Annotated in this window: 18 protein-coding genes; 15 read left to right on the forward strand and 3 right to left on the reverse strand. The window is 37.1% G+C overall.

The window, feature by feature from the left end; all coding sequences use genetic code 11:
• Window positions 1–10: 10 nt before the first annotated feature.
• The 5 genes from ACPUYX_RS11005 to ACPUYX_RS11025 all read left to right on the forward strand — a co-directional run bounded on the left by ACPUYX_RS11005 (window position 11) and on the right by ACPUYX_RS11025 (window position 6,637).
• Window positions 11–904: a class I SAM-dependent methyltransferase gene (locus tag ACPUYX_RS11005; protein ID WP_426379888.1), complete on the forward strand. Its 894-nt coding sequence runs from the start codon at window positions 11–13 to the stop codon at window positions 902–904.
• Window positions 905–1,491: 587 nt separating this feature from the next.
• The gene (locus tag ACPUYX_RS11010) at window positions 1,492–1,695 is read left to right on the forward strand and encodes a hypothetical protein (RefSeq protein ID WP_426379708.1); all 204 of its coding nucleotides are present in this window, start codon (window positions 1,492–1,494) and stop codon (window positions 1,693–1,695) included.
• A 397-nt stretch (window positions 1,696–2,092) separates the two neighbouring features.
• Window positions 2,093–3,268, forward strand: a complete 1,176-nt coding sequence (locus tag ACPUYX_RS11015; protein WP_426379709.1) for a metallophosphoesterase family protein — start codon at window positions 2,093–2,095, stop codon at window positions 3,266–3,268.
• A complete protein-coding gene (locus ACPUYX_RS11020; RefSeq protein WP_426379710.1) occupies window positions 3,258–5,690 on the forward strand; it encodes an ATP-binding protein in 2,433 nt (810 codons plus the stop codon). The genes ACPUYX_RS11015 and ACPUYX_RS11020 overlap by 11 nt, the downstream gene beginning before the upstream one ends.
• Window positions 5,691–5,824: 134 nt before the next feature.
• A complete protein-coding gene (locus ACPUYX_RS11025; RefSeq protein WP_426379711.1) occupies window positions 5,825–6,637 on the forward strand; it encodes an EFR1 family ferrodoxin in 813 nt (270 codons plus the stop codon).
• A 161-nt stretch (window positions 6,638–6,798) separates the two neighbouring features.
• On the opposite strand, the gene ACPUYX_RS11030 is transcribed toward ACPUYX_RS11025, so the two are convergent.
• A complete protein-coding gene (locus ACPUYX_RS11030; protein WP_426379712.1) occupies window positions 6,799–7,947 on the reverse strand; it encodes a glycosyl hydrolase family 18 protein in 1,149 nt (382 codons plus the stop codon).
• 571 nt (window positions 7,948–8,518) lie between these two features.
• Here ACPUYX_RS11030 and ACPUYX_RS11035 point away from each other — a divergent pair.
• Window positions 8,519–9,508 (forward strand): DMT family transporter, encoded by a 990-nt coding sequence (locus tag ACPUYX_RS11035; protein WP_426379713.1) that lies wholly within the window; start codon window positions 8,519–8,521, stop codon window positions 9,506–9,508.
• A gap of 276 nt (window positions 9,509–9,784) precedes the next feature.
• Here ACPUYX_RS11035 and ACPUYX_RS11040 read toward each other — a convergent pair whose 3' ends face one another.
• Window positions 9,785–9,985 carry a hypothetical protein gene (locus ACPUYX_RS11040; protein WP_088225414.1) on the reverse strand — a complete coding sequence of 67 codons (201 nt, stop codon included), beginning with the start codon at window positions 9,983–9,985 and terminating at the stop codon, window positions 9,785–9,787.
• 268 nt (window positions 9,986–10,253) lie between these two features.
• Between ACPUYX_RS11040 and ACPUYX_RS11045 the strand changes: the two genes are divergently transcribed.
• From ACPUYX_RS11045 to ACPUYX_RS11085, 9 genes are all read left to right on the forward strand, one after another.
• Window positions 10,254–10,913 (forward strand): DUF6483 family protein, encoded by a 660-nt coding sequence (locus ACPUYX_RS11045; protein WP_426379714.1) that lies wholly within the window; start codon window positions 10,254–10,256, stop codon window positions 10,911–10,913.
• A 147-nt stretch (window positions 10,914–11,060) separates the two neighbouring features.
• A complete protein-coding gene (locus tag ACPUYX_RS11050; RefSeq protein WP_426379715.1) occupies window positions 11,061–12,251 on the forward strand; it encodes an MFS transporter in 1,191 nt (396 codons plus the stop codon).
• A 309-nt stretch (window positions 12,252–12,560) separates the two neighbouring features.
• Window positions 12,561–13,487: a class II fructose-1,6-bisphosphate aldolase gene (gene fba / locus ACPUYX_RS11055; protein WP_426379716.1), complete on the forward strand. Its 927-nt coding sequence runs from the start codon at window positions 12,561–12,563 to the stop codon at window positions 13,485–13,487.
• A gap of 298 nt (window positions 13,488–13,785) precedes the next feature.
• A complete protein-coding gene (locus ACPUYX_RS11060) occupies window positions 13,786–14,835 on the forward strand; it encodes an acyltransferase family protein (protein WP_426379717.1) in 1,050 nt (349 codons plus the stop codon).
• A gap of 214 nt (window positions 14,836–15,049) precedes the next feature.
• Window positions 15,050–16,060, forward strand: coding sequence for a type I glyceraldehyde-3-phosphate dehydrogenase (gap, locus tag ACPUYX_RS11065; RefSeq protein ID WP_426379718.1), 1,011 nt, complete (start codon window positions 15,050–15,052; stop codon window positions 16,058–16,060).
• Between the two features lie 296 nt (window positions 16,061–16,356).
• Window positions 16,357–16,959, forward strand: a complete 603-nt coding sequence (locus tag ACPUYX_RS11070) for a class I SAM-dependent methyltransferase (protein ID WP_426379719.1) — start codon at window positions 16,357–16,359, stop codon at window positions 16,957–16,959.
• A gap of 486 nt (window positions 16,960–17,445) precedes the next feature.
• On the forward strand, window positions 17,446–18,972 hold the full coding sequence (gene yjeM / locus ACPUYX_RS11075) for a glutamate/gamma-aminobutyrate family transporter YjeM (protein WP_426379720.1): 1,527 nt from the start codon (window positions 17,446–17,448) through the stop codon (window positions 18,970–18,972).
• Between the two features lie 150 nt (window positions 18,973–19,122).
• Complete coding sequence (locus tag ACPUYX_RS11080; RefSeq protein ID WP_426379721.1) at window positions 19,123–20,049, forward strand: FRG domain-containing protein; 927 nt, start codon at window positions 19,123–19,125, stop codon at window positions 20,047–20,049.
• Between the two features lie 811 nt (window positions 20,050–20,860).
• A complete protein-coding gene (locus ACPUYX_RS11085) occupies window positions 20,861–21,664 on the forward strand; it encodes a DUF5714 domain-containing protein (RefSeq protein ID WP_426379889.1) in 804 nt (267 codons plus the stop codon).
• Between the two features lie 1,057 nt (window positions 21,665–22,721).
• Here ACPUYX_RS11085 and ACPUYX_RS11090 read toward each other — a convergent pair.
• A complete protein-coding gene (locus ACPUYX_RS11090) occupies window positions 22,722–25,697 on the reverse strand; it encodes a DEAD/DEAH box helicase (RefSeq protein WP_426379722.1) in 2,976 nt (991 codons plus the stop codon).
• Window positions 25,698–25,807: the final 110 nt, after the last annotated feature.

Consider the following 25,807-nt stretch of genomic DNA (forward strand, 5'->3'; position numbering starts at 1 on the left):
CGAAAGAAGTATGACTGGAATAATATACCATATAACCGTGAATAAAGGGGGTGAGGCATTGGCAAGCAGTAAACGTGTTGAAGATATGAATTACTTTGAACTTATCGCCTGGCTTGGTATTGGCAGTTCTCATCCAGGAGGATTTCCCGCTACGAGACAGAATCTAATTGCTCTGCGATTGAAGGCTGAAGACTATGTTCTGGATGCTGGATGTGGCAGCGGCCTCACAGCGTGTTATATTGCCAAAACTGTGGGCTGTAAAATAGTGGGGATCGATATAAATCCAATAATGATAGAAAAAGCTAAAAAACGAGCTGAAAAGGAAGGAGTTTCCCATTTAGTTCGCTTCGAGATTGCAGATGTTTACCACCTTCCTTATGAAGAGAACTCATTTAACGTAATTGTGGCTGAGTCAATAACAGTCTTTTTAGATAAAGTGAACGTTTATCAAGAATTCTATCGAGTTCTAAAACCTCACGGCAAAGTTGCAGATCTGGAAATGGTCTTATTAAAGGAATTACCTTTACCAATTCAAAAACAGATGGAGGACTGTTTCGGTTCCGGAACAAATCCATTGTTATATGAAGAATGGATTAATACTTTAGCAGACGCAGGATTTGAAGAGGTATCCATCGAAAATCCGCAGCCAATGAGAAACAACAGCAACACAATTATAAGTGAACTTAAAAAAGATTGGCTTTTACTCAAAGATCTTCCGCTCAAAATAAAAAATCAACCCGGTTTGTACAAAAGACTTCAACGCAATGCAAATTTTATGAAAAAAAACCTTTACTACTTTGGTTTTGGACTAATTACAGGTTGCAAACCAGAACCGAAACAAAAACCTGCCCTCAAAATAGGCATTCGAAAATGGTTCAGAAATTTATTTCATAAAGAGAAATAACAATACAAGGGTCCATTGCATTATGAATATCTATCTGTTTTTATAAGTGAACTCGCTTACGCTTAAGCTGAACATCAGGGCTTCATATACAATAATGTCCAGTGGACATTATTGGCGAGCCGCCTTTCCCAAAAGGATTCTTAGCGGCGAAGGAGGACTCTACCCCGCCTGAAGTTAACGAAGGACCCACCCCCACTTATAGAAGTGGGGGGCTTAAAAACTGGATAAAACCTTGCATATAAGTAGATTCGAACCGCTATTATGCAGGGTTTTGTTTAATGAGAAGCGTTTACACATTTTGAAACAGCCCCTATTCAATAGAAGGGAAGGGGTTGCGATAAAGATATAAAATATATTATTATAAAAATATTTATCTTCTGATTTTACAAAATATATTGACTCTTTTGATTAGTTCCCTTAAAATATGAGATATAGAAATAAATGTATTTTAGATTTATAGTACTTGAAGCAAAAAGCTCTCTATGGTATTATACAAGTAATATCAGATATAATGAAACGAAGTTTTATTATATGAAACATTTCTCTGACTTCAAACAGATAAGATAGATCTTAAGGAGGTGATCAGGATGACTCAGGTGAGAGAGGAAGGAAAAAGAGGTTCTGAATGGACACAATCTCAAGGAATAGCTGCAGAGTTTAACAGTTGGGAAGAGGGAGCACGAGGAATCTATTCAAATAGCAGCAATGAATTACATCCCAGAGAAGCACGTGCAATGGAAGCATACGACCTTTGTTACGATTGTGAAACTGGGTTTCACTATATGAAATAAACCCTAAAGAATTCCCTCATGGGGATTCTTTTCTTTCGAGCCATTCTTAGATAGCGAGAGAATGAATTAATATTCCATAATTGGTTACTTTAATATTATCCTCCTGATTTTGGGGTCCTGTCGAGTTTTGATGGGACCCTTTTCTGTTTAGGGAAAAGGATAGAGCATCGCTTCCAAATCTAGTCTTCGGTCATGTTATCTTAATACTTTAACGATTTTTTTCGATAATAGTATTGAAAGAAAAACTAGTATAAAAACTAGTACATATTTTTCTGAGCTTAATGGCCTATGGTTTATTGCTTTCGTTCTATAGTAAAATTAAATTATTCCTCTACCTAATAATTTAACCGAAGTAAACATACCAACATACATTGAATATCGGGATTGAGGTGAAGGTATGTCTCCGCAAATTCGTTTTTTACAATGCTCGGGGTGTCGCTTTGACAGTCCCAATTGGGAAGGTCCTGAAGAATGGATTTCACAACGTAATCAAGACTTATGGAAAACATTTGAGACGATGCTTTTAATCTGTCAATCTGAAAAGATTGATTTGCTTTTTATAACCGGGAATTTATTCGAGCAAGAATATACCCGCAAGTCAACGGTTGAACGGGTAGCAAAATCCTTAGGCGCTTTAAAAACAATGAGTGTTTTCATTGTTCCAGGCGAAAAGGACCCTTATGTTATGACATCTGCGTATCGACTTGCTGTATGGCCCAGCAATGTCCAGATATTTTCCGGTGAAATCAGTTGCTTTAACCTTAAAAGTCATAATATCAGCATATATGGGGCTGGCTGGACTGCTTATCAACAAGACAGGACTGTACTCAATCAGGAGTTTCGAGCGAAAGACGATGGAACTCTACCGATTATGCTGCTCCATTCTGAGGCAGCCGAATCAAATAGTCCCAAAAGTTTCTCTCTTAGGTCCGAGCATATTGCGGCCAGCGGGTTGGCATATCTAGGTTTGGGGCATCAAGCGATCTTTAGCGGAATTCAGAAAGCCGGAAAAACCATCTGGGCAGATAGCGGCTTTCTTGAAGCCAGAAGTTTTAACGAGCAAGGGCCCCATGGTGTGATCGTCGGCAAACTAGAACAAGGTCATGTTCAGATAGAATTTCGGGAATTAGGACAGCGGCAATATATTACGAAATATCTTGACTTTCATCATGACTATAAAACCATTATTGCAAAATTATTGTCAGAAACAAGTACTGAAGATCGTGAGCAACATTTATATAGAATAGCCTTAGTAAATCAAGTACCGAAGGAAGCAGACATAAATACCTTACAAAAGTTACTTAGTGAAAAATTTCGGTTTATCGAAGTAGTTACCTCTCAAACTGAAGCCGATTCTCAGTTCGGGTTGGACTTTATGACGCCGGATTTCTCAATATCGAATAAAACCTCACTGGAAGAGAGCAATTATCTTTCCCTAGCTCAAGTTTATTTTCAAAAGATCAAAGAGTATCAATCTACGGCGGGAACTCCGGCAGAACAAGAGCAATGGGAGTTGATTAAAAAAATCGGACTGGCAGCTCTCGAACAGGGAAGGATAAGTTATGAAAATTGAACATATCAAAGGCAGCCGGTTAAAGGGGCTTGGGAATGTCACTTGGACATTTCCTGCAAGCCCTGCTTATCTGCTTTTTAAAGACGAAACCCAACAAAAATCACTGATTGAGTTATTACTGAAATTGTTTAGTCCTCAAACGTCACCGGGTAGTATGAAATTCTTTAATAACACGAGTTTCTTAGAGCTAGTCTTCAGCGGTGATGAAAATAATCGTTGCAGTATACATCAGAATTATCTGAAAGAGAACAATGATTTTATTCCTACCTCAGCTTTAATTAAGGATGAAATAACGGGGCAGGATGTGTCGCTTTCCGACTCATCAGTATTAGGCGAATACATATTTGGCATAAAACTACAACTCTTTCAACTGGGGGTAATCGTCAATTGGTCAGACATCGATGATCTCGATCAACTCCGCCAGCGAATTAATAACCTTTGTTTGAGCGGCGATGAAGAACTATCACCCCTTAAAGTAAAAGCTTGTTTTGCCGGTGCGATGCAGAAATTAAATGAACAAAAGGGGAAAATAGCTCTGGTTAAAGCTAAATACGATACTCTCAGACAAGACTGGGAAGACTCTCACCGTCAGCAAGAGGAGGAACGGTTACTGATCATTGAGATCAATCAGTTCCAGGAAGGTGAAGCAATCCTGGCAAATAAAATTGACTCTATTAATAAAATACAAGAGCGATTGTCATTGTTAAACCAAAACCAAGACTATCGGGAATTACGCCGACTCCAAACGGAAATTATGAATTCAGAAGAGGAAATCCGCTGTGCTGAAATCAATCTAACAGCCTTGACAAGCAATTCAATTATTGAGTGGGAGTTCCTAGAGAGTTTACGGGAAGAATGTATTGAGTGGGCAGATCTTCAAGCTCAGGTAAAACGATACGACCATATCATTAAAAAATTAACCGACATGATAACACAACTTAAAATTTTTTTAGAAACCTGTGGCTATGAAGGATCAAATGAAGAAAAGGAACGAATGAGCAGCTTTTATAATGAAAGGAATTCTGCTCAGGAACAACTCAACAACTCAATTAACTATCAAGAAGCTTTGCAACGTACCCGATTACAATATTCCGAAGAGAAAACTCGCCTTCAGGAATTTGCAGAAATGACAGCTATAACAGAAGACGATAAATATCGAGTTGAACGCTGGGAAAAGCAATTGAAAAAATGGCAAACATCGAAAATCAGTCGCTCAATAGATCATACTTTAAAAAACCATTTAGGCAGAAATAGTATCGAGGAAAAGCTTAGATCGCGTATTAATCGATTATATGAAAGGTTTCATGTTCAAAATTTTGAGGAGTTCCAGAACCGTCTTATGAAGTTTCGTGAACAAAAAGAAAACATCGAAAAAATACAAGAGCAACTAGTTCAATTGCAAACTGAAATTGACAATGAAGAAGCTCTGCTTGAGATCGTCCATACACGTAATGAATTATTAAATCAAACATTTTTCATGACTAATGTCTCTGATTTTCCGGCATGGCTTGATGGATGGAAAAGCTGCAATCAAAAAAGACTTCAGTTATCCCATCTGCATAAAAAACGCCAATCGTTAATTGAAAGTTCAGAGAAAGAAACCAATAAGTTACACTCCTTCACAGAAAGCTTTCAAGAAAAACTCGTCGGCTGGAACATACCTGTAAGCGATCGGGAAGACGTCTTATCTGCAATCCTTAAAGCAGCTCATGAACTAAGAGCAAAAGACCGAGCAGAAAGAAGATTAAGCGAGTGTTCAGCCAAATTACAGTCTATGCTTGGTAATCGAAACTTGGAAGGTCTTTCTAAAAAACTGGAACCATTAGCAGAGCTGGAAAAAGAAGCCCTGATTTCGGACGAGAATCGTCTTGCAAGACTTACCTCTTGGCAAAATGAACAGGCTGAGATGCACAGTAAGCGGTTACAGGCGGAACAGCGTTTACAATTATTACAAAAACGTCCTTCCTTAGTCGTCTTAGAAGAAGAAATTGAGACTGTTAAGAAAGAATGGATGAGTTATGAAAGTTTGCTGCAAGCCTTTCATGACGCCCAAAAGTTATTTGAAAGCTCAATCAACACATGGGAAGTAAATAACGGTAATGCCTTAAAGTATGACGCCGCGAAGATTGTAAGAGAATTCTTCAGCCAACGAGAAATAGGGAAACCACAAAGTGCTCTGGACATGGCAAAACGTGACTATTTTGCTTATCGGATGGCGATTGCTCAGTTAGCTCTTAACTACAACACTAAACTTCCTTTGATCTTCTCCATTGGAAAAATGCCTGATGACCAGAACCTCTGGAATGACATTATTGAATATTTAACAGATCTATCACGTTCGAGGCAAATAATACTAACCACGACCAATTCTCAAGTTTCGGAAAAGCTTAAGGAAGTTGGTTGGACCCAAATTGTTGGATAGAAAGGTTTTTTAATTTTTTATTTTTAATTTGTTATTTCTTTATTTCGTCATCTTTCGCCGTACAAATAGACTATAGTTGTCTCTAAGGATAATGTATACTAGAGAATTTCTTAATTTACGGGGAGGGGTTTCCAATGAGTCGAACCATCAACGCCATTTATTTTAGTCCTACTGGCACTACCGAAAAGATCGTTACCGGAATAGCAGGGAGTATTTCTAAGAAAATTGATCGCCAAACATATTCCATTGATTTTACCTTGCCCGAAGTAAGATTAAAGCCTATCTCATTTTCTGCAGATGATACGGTGATTCTTGGGGTTCCTGTCTATGCCGGAAGAGTCCCGAATGTCCTCTTAAACTATTTGAATAGTATAATCGGCAATGGTGCCTTAGCTATTGCAGTTGTTGTCTATGGAAATAGAAACTATGATGATGCCTTAATCGAATTAAGAGATATCCTTACCAATAATGGTTTTAAAGTGATAGCCGGAGGAGCTTTTATTGGGGAACATTCATTTTCAAAAATCCTTGCCCAAAATCGACCTGATGAACAAGATATGAAGATTGTTGATGGCTTCGCTAATCAAATCGCCAAAAAAATAACATCACCTGAGGAGCTTACTATTGTCAGTGTCAAAGGAAATCAGCCTTATAGAAAATACTATATGCCAAAAAGTAAAGAAGGTAATCCAGTAGACATACGCAAGGTTACCCCTAAAACAAATGACGATTGTAATAAATGCAGACTTTGTGTCTCTGTTTGCCCTATGGGTTCAATTGATCCTGAAGATGTTTCGAATTTAACCGGCATTTGTATCAAATGCGGGGCCTGTATAAAAAAGTGCCCTTCTAATGCTAAGTATTATGACGATGAGAATTATTTAAGGCATAAAGTAGAATTAGAAATAGAGTTTTCTTCACGAAAAGAACCTGAAATCTTTTTTTAACGTTTAAGTTCAAATTTTCATTCTACTATTTTCCTATAAGATGACTAAAAGCAACAGAAAACCCCAAGGGTATGGCAGCAAGTTAAAAATAAGAATTTTCAAAAAGCATGGCTAACCTTCTTATGTGTCTGGTTAACCATGCTTTTAAAGTTTAATCAAATTTACCATTTCCGAACCATAAAATTTTCTTCGAGTAATAGCCAGTTCTGTGGAAACTCGTGACCCAATACCCAGTAATAAAAGCCTCGGATGCCCAACTGTTTGACTAAATCAAACTTACTTTGGATACTGCGGGCATCTTCAAACCAAACTTCATGCTGCCTGCCTTGGAGATCACGATATTTAAACCATGGGGCTTGGGAGGTTTTGCTATAGTGAATCTGAACTCCATATTGAATTGCCAATTTCAGGGCCTGTTGGGAACTAATAGAGCGGGCCCATTTTCCAGGTACATGAGGCAGAGTCCAGTCGTACCCGTAAAGGGGAATTCCCATCATAATTTTATGTCGTGGTATAACGTTCACGGCGTAGTTCATGACGTTGCGCACTAGATTGACTGGAGAAACAGCCATAGGCTCACCACCTGACCAACCCCATTCGTAGGTCATGATAAACATAAAATCTACAATCTGGCCAATTCCCGCATAATCATGCCCTTCATACAAAATTCCTCGTTGTTCACCACTTACCTTAGGCGCCACAGCAGCCGACAAAAAATAGCCATGAGGTTTTACTTTGGCAGCTGCTCTCTGTAAAAAATGAAGATATCCTAGCCTATTGTCTCCACCAAGATACTCAAAGTCAAAATCTAAACCTTGATAGCCTTTTTCTTCCATTAAAAAGAGAGCCTGATCTAAGATATAATCTTGTAAATTTACATCATTAAAAATAGCTGTTGCCAAATCCCTGCTGAATTGCCCGCCAATATAATTAGTTAGCACTAATAATGGAGCAACCCGGTTTCTTTTGGCTGCTGCAATGGGGGCTTGGTCATCGAGAGGACTAAGATTTCCGTTCTGATTTACTGCATGGCTAAAGAGTGCTAAATACGTCAGATCACGTCCAACCTGGTCAATCGTCTGGCCCGAGAGATCTCTTGTGATTCTGGGATCTAAATACGCGCTGACATCAATGGTAGGTTTGGCACTGGAAATTTGATAACTAGCAGTAGGAATAACTAAAGTTTGCCCGACAACCAAACGATCTTTATCAGGAACTTGATTGGCAGAAACGAGCGTATCCAATGGAACCTCATAGAGTTTAGCAATTTTACTTAAGGTTTCACCGGACTTAATTACGTGAATTCCCATTTTAATTCTCCTCTGTACAAAATACAATTATAGTTGATCTAATGTATGTGTCAGAAGCTTGGACGACCAGAGGGAATTTATGGTTTAAGAAGACAAGGCTTGAGAGGGTAGACATAAATATCTTCAGGAAACTTTCAGGAAGTATACAGGTTAGTTTCAACTTTAGAGAGTATCCTTAATTCCAGTAAAATAGCAGATTAAATCCCGCTCTTCAAGCAGCAATGAGTATTCGCAGACTCCAGAATAATTCAACAATGACTTTGACCACTGAGCAAAAGACAAAATTAAAAACAACCTTGCAGAAGAAATTTATCAACAACTTTTAAAATCTTTAAATTAGTTCATTAACCTACATAAAACGTCATTTCTAAGATCAAATATTTATAATCCGCCTGTTATCAGGCGGATTATTTAGTTTCCCTCATCAGAATGATGATTATTTGAGTGATCAGTTTTAACTTAAATCTTTATGATTTAAGTTCCGAAAGCTAGAAGAAATATGGTAATATAAATTGATTTGATTTAACTTAAATCAATCGTCCATTTATCGAGAATTACGAGGCGAATAACAATGGAAGTATCCACAACACCAACTAAGCAGGGCACAAAGCAAAGTTCTCCTAAAATACGAATAAAGGCTTATTCCGTTCTGATTATTTCTTCAGTCTTATATGCCGGAAATGTCATTGCTGGTAAGTTAATTGCCGGTCATGTTCCTTCCGCTGGTTTATCCGCGTTACGGGGAGTACTTGGACTTCTGATCATTGTGCCTCTAACGTGGTCACGGGTCAAAACATCAGCAAAACCTGGCAGAAAAGATTTATTCCAGCTTTTTGTTTTGGGCTTTTTCGGCATTACCCTTGCATATCTAACGTTTATTATCGGTATGCAATACTCTTCAGGTACTAATGCTTCAATCATATCTGCAACGTCCCCAGCCTTAACCAATACTCTTTTAGTCCTTGGATTTAAAGCAAAATTGAATAAGCTTCAATTTTTAGGTATCGTAACTTCATTTTTAGGCCTCTTAATTGTATTTACTGAAGGTTCCTTACATCATCTGCTCACCTTAAAATTAGGTCTCGGAGATATTATTCTTTTTATCAACGTCTCATCAATGGCAATATTCTATGTTCTTGGTCAAAAAATTATGGAAAAACTCTCCTCACTGGTCACATCCATCTACGCTCTTGCCTTTGGCACCATCTTGCTAGTTCCTCCGGGAGTTTGGCAGTTTACCAGTACGCCTTGGCATCTTACATTATTCGACTTTCTATTGATCATTTATATGGGATGTTTTGTAACAGGCTTTGCTTTTTTCCTTAATCTCGTGGGAATTAATCTTATTGGCAGCGGCCAGGCTACAATTTTAAGTAACCTGCAACCAGTACTGACCATTATTTTAAGTGTCTTTATTCTTGGCGAATCGTTATCCAGCTATCACTGGGTAGGTTTTATTCTCGTAATTTTTGGGATCGTATTGTCTCTTGCAAAACCGGAGCAATGTACTAAAAAACTTTGCTCAGGGGTAATCCCGATAGTACCAACGGCAAAAAGGTGACCATTTAACTTTGTCGAGCTTATAATTCCAATTTTATTGACCGCTATATATGGAACACATATACTCCATTTCCATATATTAGTAGTGAAATAACGTTGGAGGTGATACAAATGTTTTTTGGACCTTGGGGATGGGGTTTTGGATTTGGTTTTAGACCATTTTGGCGACCTTTCTGGGGCGGTTTTTGGTGGTAATCCTTGATTATACTTTATTTTGAAATTCTTATACCATCTGAAATAAACCGGGTCTGAAAACCTGGTTTATTTTTCTTTAACTTTATTCGGGAGCTTTTTTGGCTGATGAAGTCTTATGTTCTTTTTCGATGGTAAATATTAATTTCCCCCCCTTTGATTCCAGATTAACCAAACTGGCACCCCGGTGCAAGTTGGCGTTAATTGTTGCGATTTCTTCTCCGGAGATATTCGCTGGATCAACTTCAAGTATGCCCCTAGTAAGCTCGACCGTCTTGAGGTTCATTAATTATTTCCCCCTTAATTTAAGTAGTTCTACATTAAATTAAATAAATATATAATGATCATAGTCTTATTTTTAACGATTTCTTATTCATCATTCGTTCATTTATTTAGTATAAGTAATGTGACATCAGATATTTCCAAACTTAATTAACAGTGACAGGCAGCAGGTAATCGTTGTGTAATCCTTAGAAGAACTATAGAAATCTTTAAAGAAATAAGGATATACTAAACTGTAACTATAAATATGTTCGGGGAATTGGAGTAGAAAAATGTTTGAAGAAAAAGATTATTTAATGAAAATGGTTAAAGAGTTCACCGCAGCAATCAGTAGGATTGCAGGATTAAAGGATGAGAAGAATGTTGAAGAAAGTCAAGAAGTTCTTAATGAGACATTAAAGTCTTTCACTGACTTGGATATAAAAGTTATCGAGGCACTTCCTTATGATATCTTGATCCATAAGATAAGTGGAAATACTATTAATTCTGAGAAACATCTCATGCTCAGTGAATTATTAACATATCAAGCGGATATTTATGACCTTAAAGGAGAGACTTTGAGAGCAAAAAACTTATACAGAAAGAATTTAAATATGATGCTTAATGTTTTAGTGGAGCAAAACAATCCCATCGCAGAACAACATAATAACAAGATTGATGAACTCCTCGAGAAAATTGGATGGTTTAATTTACCTAAGGAAAGCAAAGTATTGCTGTTTCAATATTACGAACTCATACAAAACTACGGAAAGGCAGAGGATGTTCTTTTTAATCTGCTGAAAACGGATAAGCAAAATGATGCCGTTTTAAGGCAAGGAATAGCCTTTTACGAACGATTAACCAAAAAAGACCCAGCTGAGCTTCTTGAAGGAAATTTGCCGATGGATGAAGTGTTTGAAGGCTTAGAAACTCTAAAGAAGTATAAGAAATAGATCATGATAATTATTTTCTTTAAATATTTTCAGGTAATTGAGAGGAAATGAAGAGATAATGTTGAAATCATAAATACGAATCATGCCGTAGTAATTCTAACACTTCGTAATTTAGGAAAAGGACGTAGAAAATGAGGCGATAGAATAGTGAATCCGTATTTATGGTATTTAAGCATCGGTCATATGGTTGTTGATTTGAGCCAAGGGATTCTTCCTATCTTGTCCCCTTTACTGGCCCAAAGCTTTCATTTAAGCTATTTTCAAGTTGGTATCATTGCTCTGGCGTTTACCTTCAGCTCAGCAATTATCCAGCCAATTTTTGGCGTATTAAGCGATCGTCACAGCATGCCTTGGTTAATGCCCCTGGGGCTTTTCCTTTCCGGATTCGGTCTGGCTCTTACTGGAATCGTTAAATCGTACGGCTTACTTTTATTTGTGGTTTTATTGAGCGGCATAGGGGTAGCCGGTTACCATCCGGAAGGATCTAAAATTGCTCATTTTATCAGCGAAGACAGTAAAGCTGGCTCTTCCATGGCAATCTTTTCTGTGGGAGGAAATATCGGATATGGCCTAGGTCCTTTATTAGCTATGTTTGTTCTCAGCTTTTCTGGTCTGAATTCAATTGAAGGTGTAATCATTCCGGGACTTCTAGTATCATTGGGGTTTCTGCTTTTATTGCCTAAATTCAAGAAGATCCTGTCTGAGAACATGTCCAAACAGGGGGACAATAGGGGTCAAGCGCTTACCAGCAGTAATAGGGTAGGAAGCTTAATTTTTCTAATCTTGTATGTTACTATAAGATCATGGATCCAATCCGGCCTAGTCTATTTCATACCTTTTTATTTCCATAACTTAAGTGGTATTTTGAAGCCTGACTATCTTGTCAGTGCATTTTTAATTGCTGGAGCTCTGGGTACCATTATTGGAGGGCCTTTTGCCGATCGTTTCGGAGGAAGGAATGGTCTATTAATTTCCATGGTTCTTTGTCTAATCACTGTCTATCCGTTTTTGCATTTAAAGGGCTCTTGGATCCTAGTTTTTGCTTTTATTGTCGGTGCTTCGTTAATCTCAACATTTTCTACGACAGTAGTTTTTGGACAAAGACTTTTGCCTGGTAATATTGGGCTGGCTTCGGGACTTTTGCTTGGTTTTGGGGTTGGCATGGGTTCAATCGGTGTAACATTACTTGGCGCAATTGCCGATTATATGGGCTTGCCCTTTACCATGAACATTATTTGCCTGCTTCCGGCTCTAGGGATTATTCTTGCCTTAATCCTACCCGATGTGCGAGCCCAAGGATCTTCTCCAAAATTAGCTGAAAAATTACAGAAAGCGTAGTTTCCTTCTTATCGTCTTAAGGAGTAATTGAGAATTTCAGTACTTATTTTTGAATTGTTCATAATACCTACTATAACCTGATATTAATAATCATGGGAATAGAAGATCTGCTAAATGGGGAAAGTGAACTTAATGTTAAATCCTTTTAGTAACTGCTAAAAGGACATGTTTATCATTTCGAGCTTAAGGAGGAAATCGTTAGTTTGTGCCGAAGATGTTAAAGAAAAAAGAGTACAAGCGCGAACTCGAAAAAAGCAACGTTGAAATTATACCTCAACCAAAAAAATTAACTTCTTAGGAGGGAATTAAATGCCACTTGTAACGACAACAGAAATGTTTAAGAAAGTTTATGGTAAATGTGCTGTCGGAGCTTTTAATGTTAACAATATGGAAATTATTCAAGGAATCGTAGATGCAGCCAAGGAAGAAAACGCCCCGCTTATTCTCCAAGTTTCTGCGGGAGCACGTAAATATGCTAAGCATATTTACTTAATGAAATTAGTAGAAGCCGCTGTAGAGGACACCGGTTTGCCCATCGCCTTACATCTAGACCATGGGGAAGATTTTGAAATTTGCAAGGCTTGTGTTGACGGTGGCTTTACATCCGTCATGATCGATGGCTCGAAGCTGCCTTTTGCCGACAATATCGCTTTGACAAAAAAAGTTGTAGAATATGCCCATGCTAAAGGTGTTGTTGTAGAGGCAGAATTAGGAAGGCTTGCCGGGGTTGAAGATGCAATAAATGTTAGTGCCAAGGATAGTAGTTACACTGATCCCCAACAAGCCGCAGAATTTGTCCATCAAACGGGCTGTGATTCTCTGGCTGTCGCCATTGGAACCAGTCACGGAGCCTATAAATTCAAGGGAGAACCGAAACTCGATTTTCCACGCCTCCAAGAGATTACTGCTCTGCTTCCTGGTTTTCCATTGGTATTGCATGGAGCATCGACCGTATTACCCGAGTTCGTAGCTAAATGCAACGAGTACGGGGGAGAACTCAAAGGAGCTCAAGGCGTACCTGAAGAGTTACTCCACAAGGCAGGAACAATGGGGGTATGTAAAATAAACATTGATACTGATCTTCGCCTTGCCATGACTGCTTCTGTCCGTGAACATCTAGCGGTCAATCCAGCTGACTTTGACCCGCGTCAATATCTTAAACCCGCTAGAGAAGCCATTAAAAATATGGTTAAGCATAAAATTAAAGATGTATTAAATTGCAGCAATCAGCTCTAAGCATCGTATCATTAATTACAAAGACATTATTAAACATCGTTTACTATTTTCCCTCAGAATGAATCAATTTTATATGACATATAAATAGACCACTTGCCGTAGAAGAAAGACTTATTTCATTATTTTATAATCCATTGATTGCAAAAAGTCCGGTAAAACTGGACTTTTTGCTTTTGTTTGTTGTTCTTATACTTATTTAGTGCAGCAAACCTTCAGCTCAAATTCAGGAGGGATTAAGATTTAGTTCAGAAATGACGATTATAGTAGTGGATATAAATTATTAAGGGATGAAACACCATTGTCTAAACAAATTCTAGAAAGAGATTTTTACTTTGATAATGCAAAATTTATCTTAATTTTTTTTGTTGTTTTTGGGCATTTAATAGAACCCCTTATAAACCAAGACTCATTGCTAAAGGATATTTATTTAACGGTCTATAGTTTTCATATGCCGGCGTTTATAATTATTTCAGGTTATTTCTATAAAAGGACAGCCAAACTCTCATGTTATCAGCGATTACTAAAGGTTTTAAAACAATTTATTATTCCTTATCTCATATTTGACATATTGTATTGGGCTTTTTACGTTGTAACTTTAGGACAAGATTTAAATATCAACGTGTTAATTCCTATTTGGCTTATGTGGTTTCTCATGAGTTCAACGTTATGGCAAATGGTAACTCCCTATGTGATAAAGCTTAGGTATCCCATTCTCTTGACAACTGTTCTGGCATTGATCATTGGTTATACCTATCATGTTGGATACTTCATGAGTTTATCCAGAACAATTACCTTTTTTCCATTTTATCTAATTGGTTTTTATGCTAAACGGGAATGGTTTAAGAAACTTAAACATCCAGCGGTTCAATTAGTCAGCGTATTATTTTTATGCTTAACTCCCTTGTTAATTCATAAATTAAACCTGGATAATCCGGGTTGGTTTTACGGGAGCTACGCATATTCAAGCTTGGCAATTGTTAATCAATGGACATGGGCATATCGTTTAGCCGTTTATTTAATTTCATTTCTAAATTCTTTTGGAATATTGGCGCTAATTCCACAATTTAAAGTGCCTTTTACAAAAAAGGGATCACGTACAATGATAGTTTATTTGTTACATGGTTTTATTATTAAATATGTTGTTTTTAAATCAACGTTGTTGTATCAAGAAAAGGGGATAGAAGAGATTTTTATTCTCTCAGGATTTGCGGTGTTTATAACATTAGTATTCACATCGGAGATTCTTTATGAAATCGCAGCTCACGTTAACACTTTGTTAAAACCAGTCATTCAAAAATCTTATTCCAATAGTTTAAATAAGAATTTAAACAAGAATATGAAAATTTAAGTTATTGCAACATGTCTTTAAAAACATTTTTAGGAAAATATTCATCACATTAGTATATTTATGTTGGTGAATATAAACTTGGAATACTATTATTAGGGCTTTAATGCAAAAAAATAAGAAAATAATCATCCTCAAAGAAGGAATTTTGATCATAAACGCAGAATTATGTTCTGTGAAATCAACATAGATCGATGTGATTTGAGGAGGTTAAAAAGTGAGTTTCCGCGTAGCAATTACTGGTTTTGGTAGAATTGGCCGCCTAACACTGCGTGCTGCCCTTAGTCAAGCCCTTCCTTTTGAGATTGTAGCCATTAATGATATGGGCAGTCCCGATATGTTAGCCCATTTACTTAAGTATGACACATTTCATGGCACTCTTTCTCAAACAATTGAAGCAGATGGTAACTCGTTAATTATTGATGGAAAACGTATTCAAATTGTAGCCGATAGAAACCCTCTAAATTTACCATGGAGAGACCTTGGCATAGATATTGTTATAGAGTGTACAGGCAAATTCAAACAACGTGACAAAGCTGCCCAACACCTGACTGCTGGGGCTAAAAAGGTTGTTATTACTTCTCCCGCAAAAAACGAAGATATTACTATTGTTATGGGAGTTAACGAAAGCAACTATGATCCATTAAATCATCATATTATTTCTAATGCTTCTTGTACAACAAATTGCCTTGCACCTGTTGCGAAAGTTTTGCTCGACAATTTCGGTATTGAACAAGGAATGATGACTACAACCCACTCAGTTACTAACGATCAACGAACAGTTGATGTTAAACATAAAGATTGGCGGAGATCTCGCGCCGCTTATCAATCTATGATTCCCACAACAACAGGTGCAGCTAAAGCTGTAACTCTTGTTATACCTGAATTGGCTGGCAAGATGAGTGGAATAGCTGTGCGGGTACCTACACCGAATGTATCCTTAGTCGATTTTGTTGCTCTACTAACTAAACCTACAAGTAAAAACCAAGTAAATGCTTGTCTGCGGGAAGCTGCAGAGGGCTACATGAAAGGATATCTGGATTATACAGAATTACCCCTTGTTTCTCATGATTTTAACGGTAATTCTGCCAGTGCCATTGTTGACGGACTCTCAACAACGATGCTTGGTGATCATATGGTTAAAGTGTTGGCTTGGTATGATAATGAATGGGGATATTCGTGCCGAGTTGTTGACTTAGTTAAACATATTGTCGAGAAAGGGATTTAACGGGTGAACTCGTTCAACAGAAGTTGAATCGAAACTATGCTCTAGCTAACAAACTCATATAAAAAGCGTTGTCTTGACGAAAGGCAGCGTTTTTTTATTATCAATACCCTGCCATGCAATTAGATTTTGACGATATATTCTGGACATCTCCACGAGAAAGAATTTTTTATCCTTCGATAAAAAAATAATAAGAATGGTAAAATAAATGGTAATGCTTTACTTTACTAGGATAACCTTATTATTTTGATGCTTCTGTGTATTAGTATTTCAAATTAGAACAGATTGGAGAGATAATAATGGGAAATATCAATATCTTTGAAATGATGGCGAATAGATATGACACAACTGAAAGAATCCAAATTGCGAAGGTTACGTCAGATGCTATTCGTGAGCATTTAGCAGACACAAATCATAAAAAGGCTATTGATTTTGGCTGTGGAACTGGTTTAGTTGGTCTCAACTTATTAAAGGACTTCAATACTATGCTTTTTGTTGATCCATCACCAAATATGCTTAATCAAATAAAACAAAAAATTGCCGACTTTAATATTCAGAATGCAGATACCTTATGCTTTGATTTCGAAAAGGAAGGCCGAAAGGATCTACAGACTGACTATATTTTTATGGCTCAGGTTCTTCTCCATATAAATGATATCGAGTTAGTTTTAGCAAGGTTATACGATATATTAAATCCGGGAGGGCATTTAATAATCGTAGATTTTAATAAAAATGAAGAGGTATCTTCAGATTTAGTCCATAACGGATTTGATCAAGAAGAGCTTATCGATCTTATGACCAAACTGGGGTATCGAGCCTTTCAATCCAAAACATTCTATGCGGGAAGTAAACTATTCATGAACCATGATGCATCTTTGTTTATACTTGATTCTCAAAAGTAAACTTTAAATAAGTATTACCAAAATAATAAAAGATGAAAGCCAGAAAGCGGCCCATATTCGGGTCGCTCTTTAGTTTTAGATAGAAAAAAATAACGATCATCATCAACAAAGAAACAATATGCGCATATACAGACCGGGACTAGTTTGAACTCACTCAATCATTCGTTCACAAGGGTTCTATTTTAGAGTATTAAACCTCATCAAAACCGACAGAACATTTCCTGGCTGTTTTATATCTTTATTTAAATTTAATCATTTTTAACAATAAACATAAAATTTTTTTAAAAAAACTTACAGCACAGTTTTATAACACAGATCGTTAATTTTTAAAATAATCATATTACATATCTCTGAAATGAAAACAAAAGTCCTTTAAATAAACATAGAATAATATTATTATTTGAATTTAACTTAAAGGTATTGTATTATTTATCAAAATAATTATAATTAAGTTTACATTAACTTATTCCAAAGGGGGGTATAAAAATGGCAGCAAATGAAAAGAGCACAGGTAAGTTAACTTTGTTACCATTAGTTTTAATGATTTTTACTTCCGTCTTTGGCTTCACGAATATGCCGAGATCCTTTTACTTAATGGGATACGGTGCTATTCCCTGGTATTTACTGTCCGGAATTACTTTCTTTCTTCCGTATGCCTTTATGTTAGCGGAATATGGCGCTGCATTTAAAAACAAAAAGGGCGGAATCTATTCTTGGATGGAGGAATCTATTGGACCTAAGTACGCCTTTATAGGGACTTTTATGTGGTACGCATCTTATGTTGTATGGATGGTTAACGTAGCATCTGCGATCTGGATTCCCTTATCTAACTCTATCTTCGGTAAAGATACAACTTCAACGTGGACTTTATTTGGTTTGAGTTCAACTCAGACTTTAGGTTTATTAGGAATGGTCTGGATTATCCTTGTTACTTTTATTGCTTCCAAAGGCTTAGACAAAATTACTAAGGTAACATCAATCGGCGGTACAGCTGTAGCCTTGCTAAATATTGTTCTTTTAGTCGGTGCATTGTTTGTTCTTGCAGCTAATCATGGTCATCTTGCTCAACCTATTCTTTCAGCTCAATCCTTTATAAAATCACCCAACCACTCTTATGGAACTCCATTAGCAATGCTCTCCTTTATAGTATTTGCATTATTTGCCTATGGAGGTATTGAAGCTGTAGGGGGATTGGTTGACCGAACGGAAAAAGCCGAAGTAGTATTTCCCAAAGCAGTTACCATTTCTGCCGTAATTATTGCTGTTGCTTATTCATTAGGTATCTTCTTAGTGGGTATTTTTATCAACTGGAATCATGTCTTAGCTTCCAATAATGTTAATATGGCCAATGTTGCCTATATTGTAATGCAAAATTTAGGCTATCAGGTCGGTCATGGGTTGGGTCTAAATGAGGCTTCTGCCTTAACACTCGGTGCCTGGGTCGCACGTCTTGTAGGGTTATCCATGTTTCTGGCCTTGACTGGGGCATTTTTCACCTTGATTTATGCTCCCTTAAAGCAAATGATTGAAGGGACACCTTCTGAATTATGGCCAGGGAAGATGGGTGAAGTAAAAAAAGGTATGCCAATAAATGCTATGTGGATTCAATGCTTCGTTGTCATTGCCATGATCTTTATTGTATCGTTCGGTGGACAGGCAGCATCAGCCTTCTTTAATAAATTAGTGTTGATGACAAATGTAGCCATGACTATCCCCTGTATGTTCATTTCAGGAGCCTATGCAGCCTTTAAGAAAAAGACTGATATTACGAAACCCTTTGTAGTATTTAAGAGCTACAAATCTGCATTGTTCGTAACAATCATTGTGACTTTTACAGTTGGTTTTGCTAATTTCTTTACGATTATTCAGCCAGCCACTCAAGGAGATCTGCAATCAACGCTTTGGATGATTTCAGGGCCTGTATTCTTCACAGTCGTCGCGTTTTGGATGTATCACAAATATGAAAAGAAGAAAGAGGCTCATCAACCACTTCCGAAATATGCCGCGAAGTAATTCCATTCTACTAAGCTAACGTCAACGATAAAATAAAAAACTGCCGAAGCGTTTTGCAAACACTTAGGCAGTTTTTTATTTCATAGTCAGCCTATTTAGGATGACGCGAACATACACTTCCCTTCATATTCTATAGGGGAGGTGGGATAAATGGCTGTTGAACTACAACCAACAGGTCCAGTTACTAGTTGCTTTACGCGGATTACAAATGTTGAAGAGTATCTAAATGCCGTAGACAAAGCGTTTGATAAAATCTGTCCTATGACTGGGAGGTGTGAACTATGGTACCGTGGTCAAAATGAACTAAACCAACCGGCAAAACCCGTTCGGTGGGACCTAATCCCCAGCATCGCTCGAAGTCCGCTCAATCCTCTTATGGAGATTATCTATCTATCAAAGTTTAAATCCTATGCTATTCCATTTGTTCAAGAATTACCATCTTTCCCAATTCCCAATGGTCAGGCCGCATACTGGCACTGGCTATTTATGATGCAACATTATGGAGTTCCGACCCGAATTATGGATTGGAGTCGCGACGCCCTTACTGGTCTTTTCTTTGCTTTGGATGGGCGAAGAACAAATGATGGCCGACCGGATGCAGCAGTTTGGATTCTAAACCCGGTTCGCCTCAATGAAGCATTTTCCTTCCATAGTTTTGTTAAGCCTGGCTATATACCTAATGTTGACGAAGAAATTGTTGATCTTTACTTTGGTCCTAATGCTAAAATTCTTGACAACAAAAAACCAGCTGCAGTTATCGGCCCCTTAAATAACCCTCACATTGTGGCTCAAAAGGGGGTTTTTACTGTATTTCCTCATGAAAAGGAGATTACCCCATTGAATCTCTTTGCAGATGCATCAAATTATTTAGTTGAGATCTGTGTGGCTGCTGACAGAATTTCTGAAATTCTAGCCGAACTTGAACGTTATGGGGTAACAAGATTTACACTATACCCGGATATTACTCAAGTTAGAGATCAAATTAACTTGGAAGTTCGAGAGGAGGGACAGTTGCCCTCAGTTAATCCTAGTTCGATTGTGAATATTTCCAAGACTGGCGTGAATTTATCCAATTAACTGGCGTCAAGGCTGAAAGAGCAAGCCTATCTATAACTCTTGGTATAAGGGCAAAGAAGGGAAGGGGGGAAACAAACTATTAAACATAGCGATCAAATCAAGGCGTAAGTTAATTTATTGGCCCTGATAAAAAATCACATATAGAAAGTAGTTGTTGGAACGTAAAAAAATAATTTGAATATTAGAAAGAGATCGTCCTTATCGATTAAATATTTATCCTGTATGTTAATTAGTATTTGTCGTGATCGCAGCGAATTGGACAATTCCTAGCATCACTAGTTTCACACCAATCGCTATTATGCAAGCACCAGACTCTTAAACAATCACCCAATTCATATCGTTTTGCATGCTGTATATCTTTTGGGCTGACCCATTCTTTTTCAGCAAATAGACACATCGAATGTGTAGACCAATTAGTAATTATTTCTTCATGGGAATTTGATAAACTCTCCCGATACAATCCCATATATTCACCTCCAAAAGCAAATTTAAAATTTAATTATAAAGCGTTTGGTATTCCTATTATTTTCAATCGCCAAAGTATTCTTTTTAATTTATTAAATTCCTGCTCAGAAATGAAAATAAGTATATTTAGATAATTGGTAATATTGAAATCTAATACTTGACATAAGTTCATATAGCTATTTGATATCATGCCAACTTAGTCCGGAAATCAAATATACAGAATTCTTGATATAAGCGAATATTTATGATAATTTGACTGTAACGAAAGTACATGTAAACGCCATAAGATCTTCCATACAATTAAGATCGTGAAATACGTAGTTAAAAAAGAATAGGGGGGAAGATGATGGATTTAATTGGGAATCAGAATAGTAACACCATAACATCAGCATCAAGTTGTTGAGAACCTAATTTGAGTGCTGGTCAGCACGTTGAAACTAAGACTGAGAACTGTCAAATCTGCGGAGGCGAATTAGAATACTTCAATTCAGGACGGGAACTATGCTGCATTCAATGTGGCAAAAAAGAGATTGGCAATATCACTTGCCCGAATGGACACTATGTATGCGATGAATGCCATGGAAAAGGTCTCTTTGAAACTGTAAAGGAGTATGTTTTAACCAATAAATCAAATAATCCTTTCGAAATTGCCGAGTATCTAATAAACCAGGATAAAATTCCGATGCTCGGTTGTGAAAATGCCTGGATAGCATCAGGAGCTTTGATGACAGCACTCAGGAATGAAGGAACAGTTAAGGTTACGGATGACCAGATTGTTGAAGCAATGAATCGTACTAAAAGACAAGCTATCGGAGGATATTGCGGACTAACAGGGGTATGTGGAATTTTTCCCGCGATTGGTTCATGTTTTAGTGTCGTTTTAGGTGCGTCATGTCGTAAAGACCAAGAAACAGCATCAACCATGAAGGCAGTAGGCAAAATAGTTAACGCTATCGCTGCCCAAACTGGTCCGTGCTGTTGCAAAAACTTTGTAAGGATTGCACTAAGTGAGGCAGTTTTATTAGTTAAGGAATATTTAAATGTATCCTTATCAACACCAGATGAGCCAATTATTTGTATTCATAGTTCACGCCATCCCCATGGATGTAGGGAGTCCAAATGTTCCTATTTTAAATCTTATGTTGATTGAACAACCAAGATATATATTTGAAGTCAGAAGGGACGTTATGTAAAATAATATTTGGGTCCTATAATAGATATTATGTAAAGTAGAGTATATTTTACCGCAGGGGGGTAATACTAATAACAGCCTGAAAAGCTTAGATGCGGATTTATAAACCAACTTGTCCGCATTAGCGATTTTTCAGGCTATCAGTGTTTCAACGATTACGAGAATTCATATTAAATATTTTGGATAATTTAATTGACAACTCTAACTTATTAAAACCCTCGACTTTTGTCGCACAGTTTTGTCAACCTAACCCAAAAACCCTTTTGTAAGGATTACTATAAAAACGGCTCGAAAAACAGCCTCTAGAATGCTCTGTAAGGCTTTAGAAACTGGTGCCTAGTATGATTGGACAAATCCGAGTAAACTATGGACACAGGAGCTAATATAAAGCCTTGAATAGAACAATAAATACGAGCCGTTTTTTAAGGCACTAAATTTAGGATTCTATAAGTTCAATTGATGCTTTATTAAATGAATTGCATTATTAATAATTATTTGAGCCGTGAATTAGTTTATTAGAAATATTGCCCCGACAACACGCACTATCAACTATGCGTTAAATATCATTTTAATGAATAGTTGAATCTATTCTTTGTTAGCAGCATTAATAATTAAACTGTGAACTATTAAGTGCAACAAATTGATAGTAGTTAATGGAATTGATTAAATCAATTCCCCCTATCTAATTAAGATGTACTTATTTCTTTCTAGGTAACTAGGTAAAGCAATTACGCTTAAGTCTATCAAAGATATTTTTTTATCAGTTTCCCAGTATTTAATATTGGTCTCCCCTCTCCTTTATCCCTAGGTTTTATCCCTATAGACCTATTACTTTTGCATCTCAATTTTCACACCTATTCTCAGTTCTTGTTATGCTGGAATCTACCTATTAAAAGTATATTCTAAAATATAGTTCACATATTAAATTCCCCTCTAAGATAAGCAAGTATAACGATTTTTCATATAGCCAAGCGTTTCGTCTGCTTTCCCTTACTATCACTTATTATAAAAAACATCAACTACAAATGACTTGTAGATTGATACTGTATGTGTCCATTAAGTATGATGCTGTTCCGCTAAGTATACGAAGCATATCATCTGTTAATGCTGTAGAATTAATTCCAGGTTGGACAATGAATATTTCAATATTTGTTGGGAAAACACGCATCTTGTTTTTAATTTCCCGAAGCTTGCGCAAACTCCCAACTTCAAATCGTGTCCCACCTGATTGTGCACGTGAAGATTCACGCTTAATTAGGCGATCAATGATTGCAGGTGGTTCTTGACACCACTTTATTGATTTTTCTGCTTGTCCGCATACTTCATACAAATCAGCTACTCTTGAACCAGGATTATCTCCATGAGCGTATTTGCAATGATAGAAATGAATAGATACCCTATCTTTGCCATCGATAATACTTACAATGTCTGCGATTTCACCAGCGTCATCATCATCGAAGATCACACTGAATTGATTAGCGGACACAAGGTCCTGAATAACACGATATTGAATACTTTCTTCATCGCGATCGGTGCCTTGGGATTCCTTATGGATATCTATGCCATTCCAATCCCAAACCTGTATACGCTCTCTATTAAACGCTGGTGGAGTAGCGGTTATCTTAACAAGAAGGTTCCCTTCTAACATTGATTGGTCTATGAATTTTATGCGAGGAGGAAATTCATTAAAAAACTCTGTCATTCTATACTCGCGTTTGCTTCTCTTAATCGTTAATCCTGTTGACTTTACGACTTTAAATTCATATCTTCTGTTCGAAATATGTAATTCATACTCTTCGGATACTTTATTGTTCCCGACAGAAAAACGTATCGGCCCGGCTTCATTATGATCAGAAAGTTTAATATCTATTGAGTAAATAAAATAATCGTTAGGCCCGTGTGTTATAAGGATACTACTATCATTTATCAAATCCATATCGATGGGCCATTCAATTCCATAAGGAATGGACGAGGGGCGTTCATTAATAATTTCAGGGACTAATGCACCCTCAAATATTTTTGAGGTATTGATTTCCTCATTTTGTAAACATGCGGCTATATCATTGCACCAATTCATCCAATAATCAATGCTCTCAACCCACCTAGACCAAATGCGCCCTTTGTACGAACAACCGATACTTACTTTGCCGCTCCCACTATATCCGGCTCCAAACAAGTTGGATTTAAAAGAAGTCTCTTTTTGTGATTCAGTAATCCCGTTAGCGATATCAATTCCCGCAAACATTCGATACCGAATAGGGCCATCTATCGCGGATTTTAGGCCAACTGTACCGAGCATCAATCTTTTGATCCCATGTAAACAGCGGAATACATTTTCACCGCTTATTCTATATGAACGAGCAAATAGCGCATCTGCTAAGGTATCAGAAATACCTTTACTTGTGCTGTTAATGAAGAACATTTTTATTTTTGGATTCCAATAAACCAAATGCAGATTCCAGTTTGTGTCATTGATCCCCTTAAAAGAAGTCCAGTCGATATTTGAATCAAGTTTTTCGATAATTACTATTATTCCACTATCATTGTTGACGGTAAAAAAGCACTTATCCGGATCGAATACGTCATATATAGCATCAGGGTTCCAGTCTTTTTCATTGGTACTATATGCTATCATACTTATTTTTGGACGCAACTGCTGAATTGTCATTCCGCTCAAAGAAGAAGCATCAAAACCTTCGGCAAGATCTTGTAGCGACAACTCCTTATTAATCTCCCGATTAGCCATAACGTGAAGTAAAACATTCCAATCCGAATCTTGAGAATAAAGCTCTCGCAATGATTCATTAAGTTCATCATTGGCTATGTTGGTAATCACTGTCGCAGTCCCAAGTCCTACGCTTGATCTTGCAAAACGTCCAATGAACTGTAATGTTATCGGAAGTGATTTATATTTGTCATGCACAGCAGCTATTTTTAGGCTGGGAATATCAATTCCTTCCCCAAACATATCCACACAAACAACAATTCTTGAGCTTCCATTATTAAGTGCTGCCATTGCCACACCCCTGTCAGCTGCGGGGACATCACTGTGTACCAATACTGGATTATACTTTTCAAAATATGGACGATAAATTGTGTTGTACAAACGATCAGCAGAACGCTTGTCTTTGGCGCGTACAAGAATGATGTGATTATACCCGGCTTTCAGATCGATATCTAACTTTTTGGTAGCAGCGACAGCGATAGCAAGATCGCCCTTTTCTTCATCAAATTCCAGAATCGGAAGAAAATCAATTTGCTGAAAATATCCTTGTTTTTGAGCCATAGCTAAAGGAAAATTATAAATTATTTTCCCGTCAACCTTTTTTCCATCGTTTCTAAAGGGAGTTGCTGTAAACTGTAGACATTTCAATTTTCTTAATTTGTACTTTACAGTTGCCCACGTATTTGCGGCAATATGGTGAGCTTCATCCACAATTAATGTGTCGCAAGTTTCGCTGATTGCCGTCAAATAATCATCAGAAAACCTTTGCAACAATGACATTGTGGTAACTACAATATTGGATTTATCAAGAATTTCTTGTAGATCAGAAATTTCCTTGGGGGTTGTGCGCAGGGTTGTAACTGTTGGTTTAAGTGCGGTATCCTTTATAACACCAATACTTTGTAAAATACCAAATGTCAAAAATTTTTCTGCTGTTTGTTTCCTTAGCAAATTACTTGGAACAATAATAAATGTGCGCCCAATTATTTCGGATACAACGACAGCAATCATTGTTTCTGTTTTACCGGTACCAGTAGGCATAACAACAGTAGCCGGTTCGTTTGAAACGATCCAGTGCGATTTGATTGAAAACAACGCTCCAAGCTGTGCTGGCCGAAGTCCAATAGAATCGTTATATTGAGCGTCAAATGAAAACACGTTTTTCCATGAGGATAAAACAGCATCAACTTCCAAAAGTCCCACATCAGGAGATGATTGCATTTGCACAACTTTATTATTTCCAACCTCATATTTGATAATTGCCATACTATCAACTCCTATGATTAATGCATTGTTTATTAGCTGTTTCAGCCAAAAAAGCTATCTGAATTTCTCAATATATTTTCAAGCAGGCTGTTGAAAAGACAAAAGCATTA

This window comes from Desulfosporosinus sp. SYSU MS00001 (assembly GCF_049943955.1).
In the GTDB taxonomy this organism is placed as follows: domain Bacteria; phylum Bacillota; class Desulfitobacteriia; order Desulfitobacteriales; family Desulfitobacteriaceae; genus Desulfosporosinus.

Coding starts and splice junctions, on each gene's coding strand:
- ACPUYX_RS11005 (WP_426379888.1), top strand. CDS start 11: ATGACTGGAATAATATACCATATAACCGTGAATAAAGGGGGTGAGGCA.
- ACPUYX_RS11010 (WP_426379708.1), top strand. CDS start 1,492: ATGACTCAGGTGAGAGAGGAAGGAAAAAGAGGTTCTGAATGGACACAA.
- ACPUYX_RS11015 (WP_426379709.1), top strand. CDS start 2,093: ATGTCTCCGCAAATTCGTTTTTTACAATGCTCGGGGTGTCGCTTTGAC.
- ACPUYX_RS11020 (WP_426379710.1), top strand. CDS start 3,258: ATGAAAATTGAACATATCAAAGGCAGCCGGTTAAAGGGGCTTGGGAAT.
- ACPUYX_RS11025 (WP_426379711.1), top strand. CDS start 5,825: ATGAGTCGAACCATCAACGCCATTTATTTTAGTCCTACTGGCACTACC.
- ACPUYX_RS11030 (WP_426379712.1), bottom strand. CDS start 7,947: ATGGGAATTCACGTAATTAAGTCCGGTGAAACCTTAAGTAAAATTGCT.
- ACPUYX_RS11035 (WP_426379713.1), top strand. CDS start 8,519: ATGGAAGTATCCACAACACCAACTAAGCAGGGCACAAAGCAAAGTTCT.
- ACPUYX_RS11040 (WP_088225414.1), bottom strand. CDS start 9,985: ATGAACCTCAAGACGGTCGAGCTTACTAGGGGCATACTTGAAGTTGAT.
- ACPUYX_RS11045 (WP_426379714.1), top strand. CDS start 10,254: ATGTTTGAAGAAAAAGATTATTTAATGAAAATGGTTAAAGAGTTCACC.
- fba (WP_426379716.1), top strand. CDS start 12,561: ATGCCACTTGTAACGACAACAGAAATGTTTAAGAAAGTTTATGGTAAA.
- ACPUYX_RS11070 (WP_426379719.1), top strand. CDS start 16,357: ATGGGAAATATCAATATCTTTGAAATGATGGCGAATAGATATGACACA.
- yjeM (WP_426379720.1), top strand. CDS start 17,446: ATGGCAGCAAATGAAAAGAGCACAGGTAAGTTAACTTTGTTACCATTA.
- ACPUYX_RS11080 (WP_426379721.1), top strand. CDS start 19,123: ATGGCTGTTGAACTACAACCAACAGGTCCAGTTACTAGTTGCTTTACG.
- ACPUYX_RS11090 (WP_426379722.1), bottom strand. CDS start 25,697: ATGGCAATTATCAAATATGAGGTTGGAAATAATAAAGTTGTGCAAATG.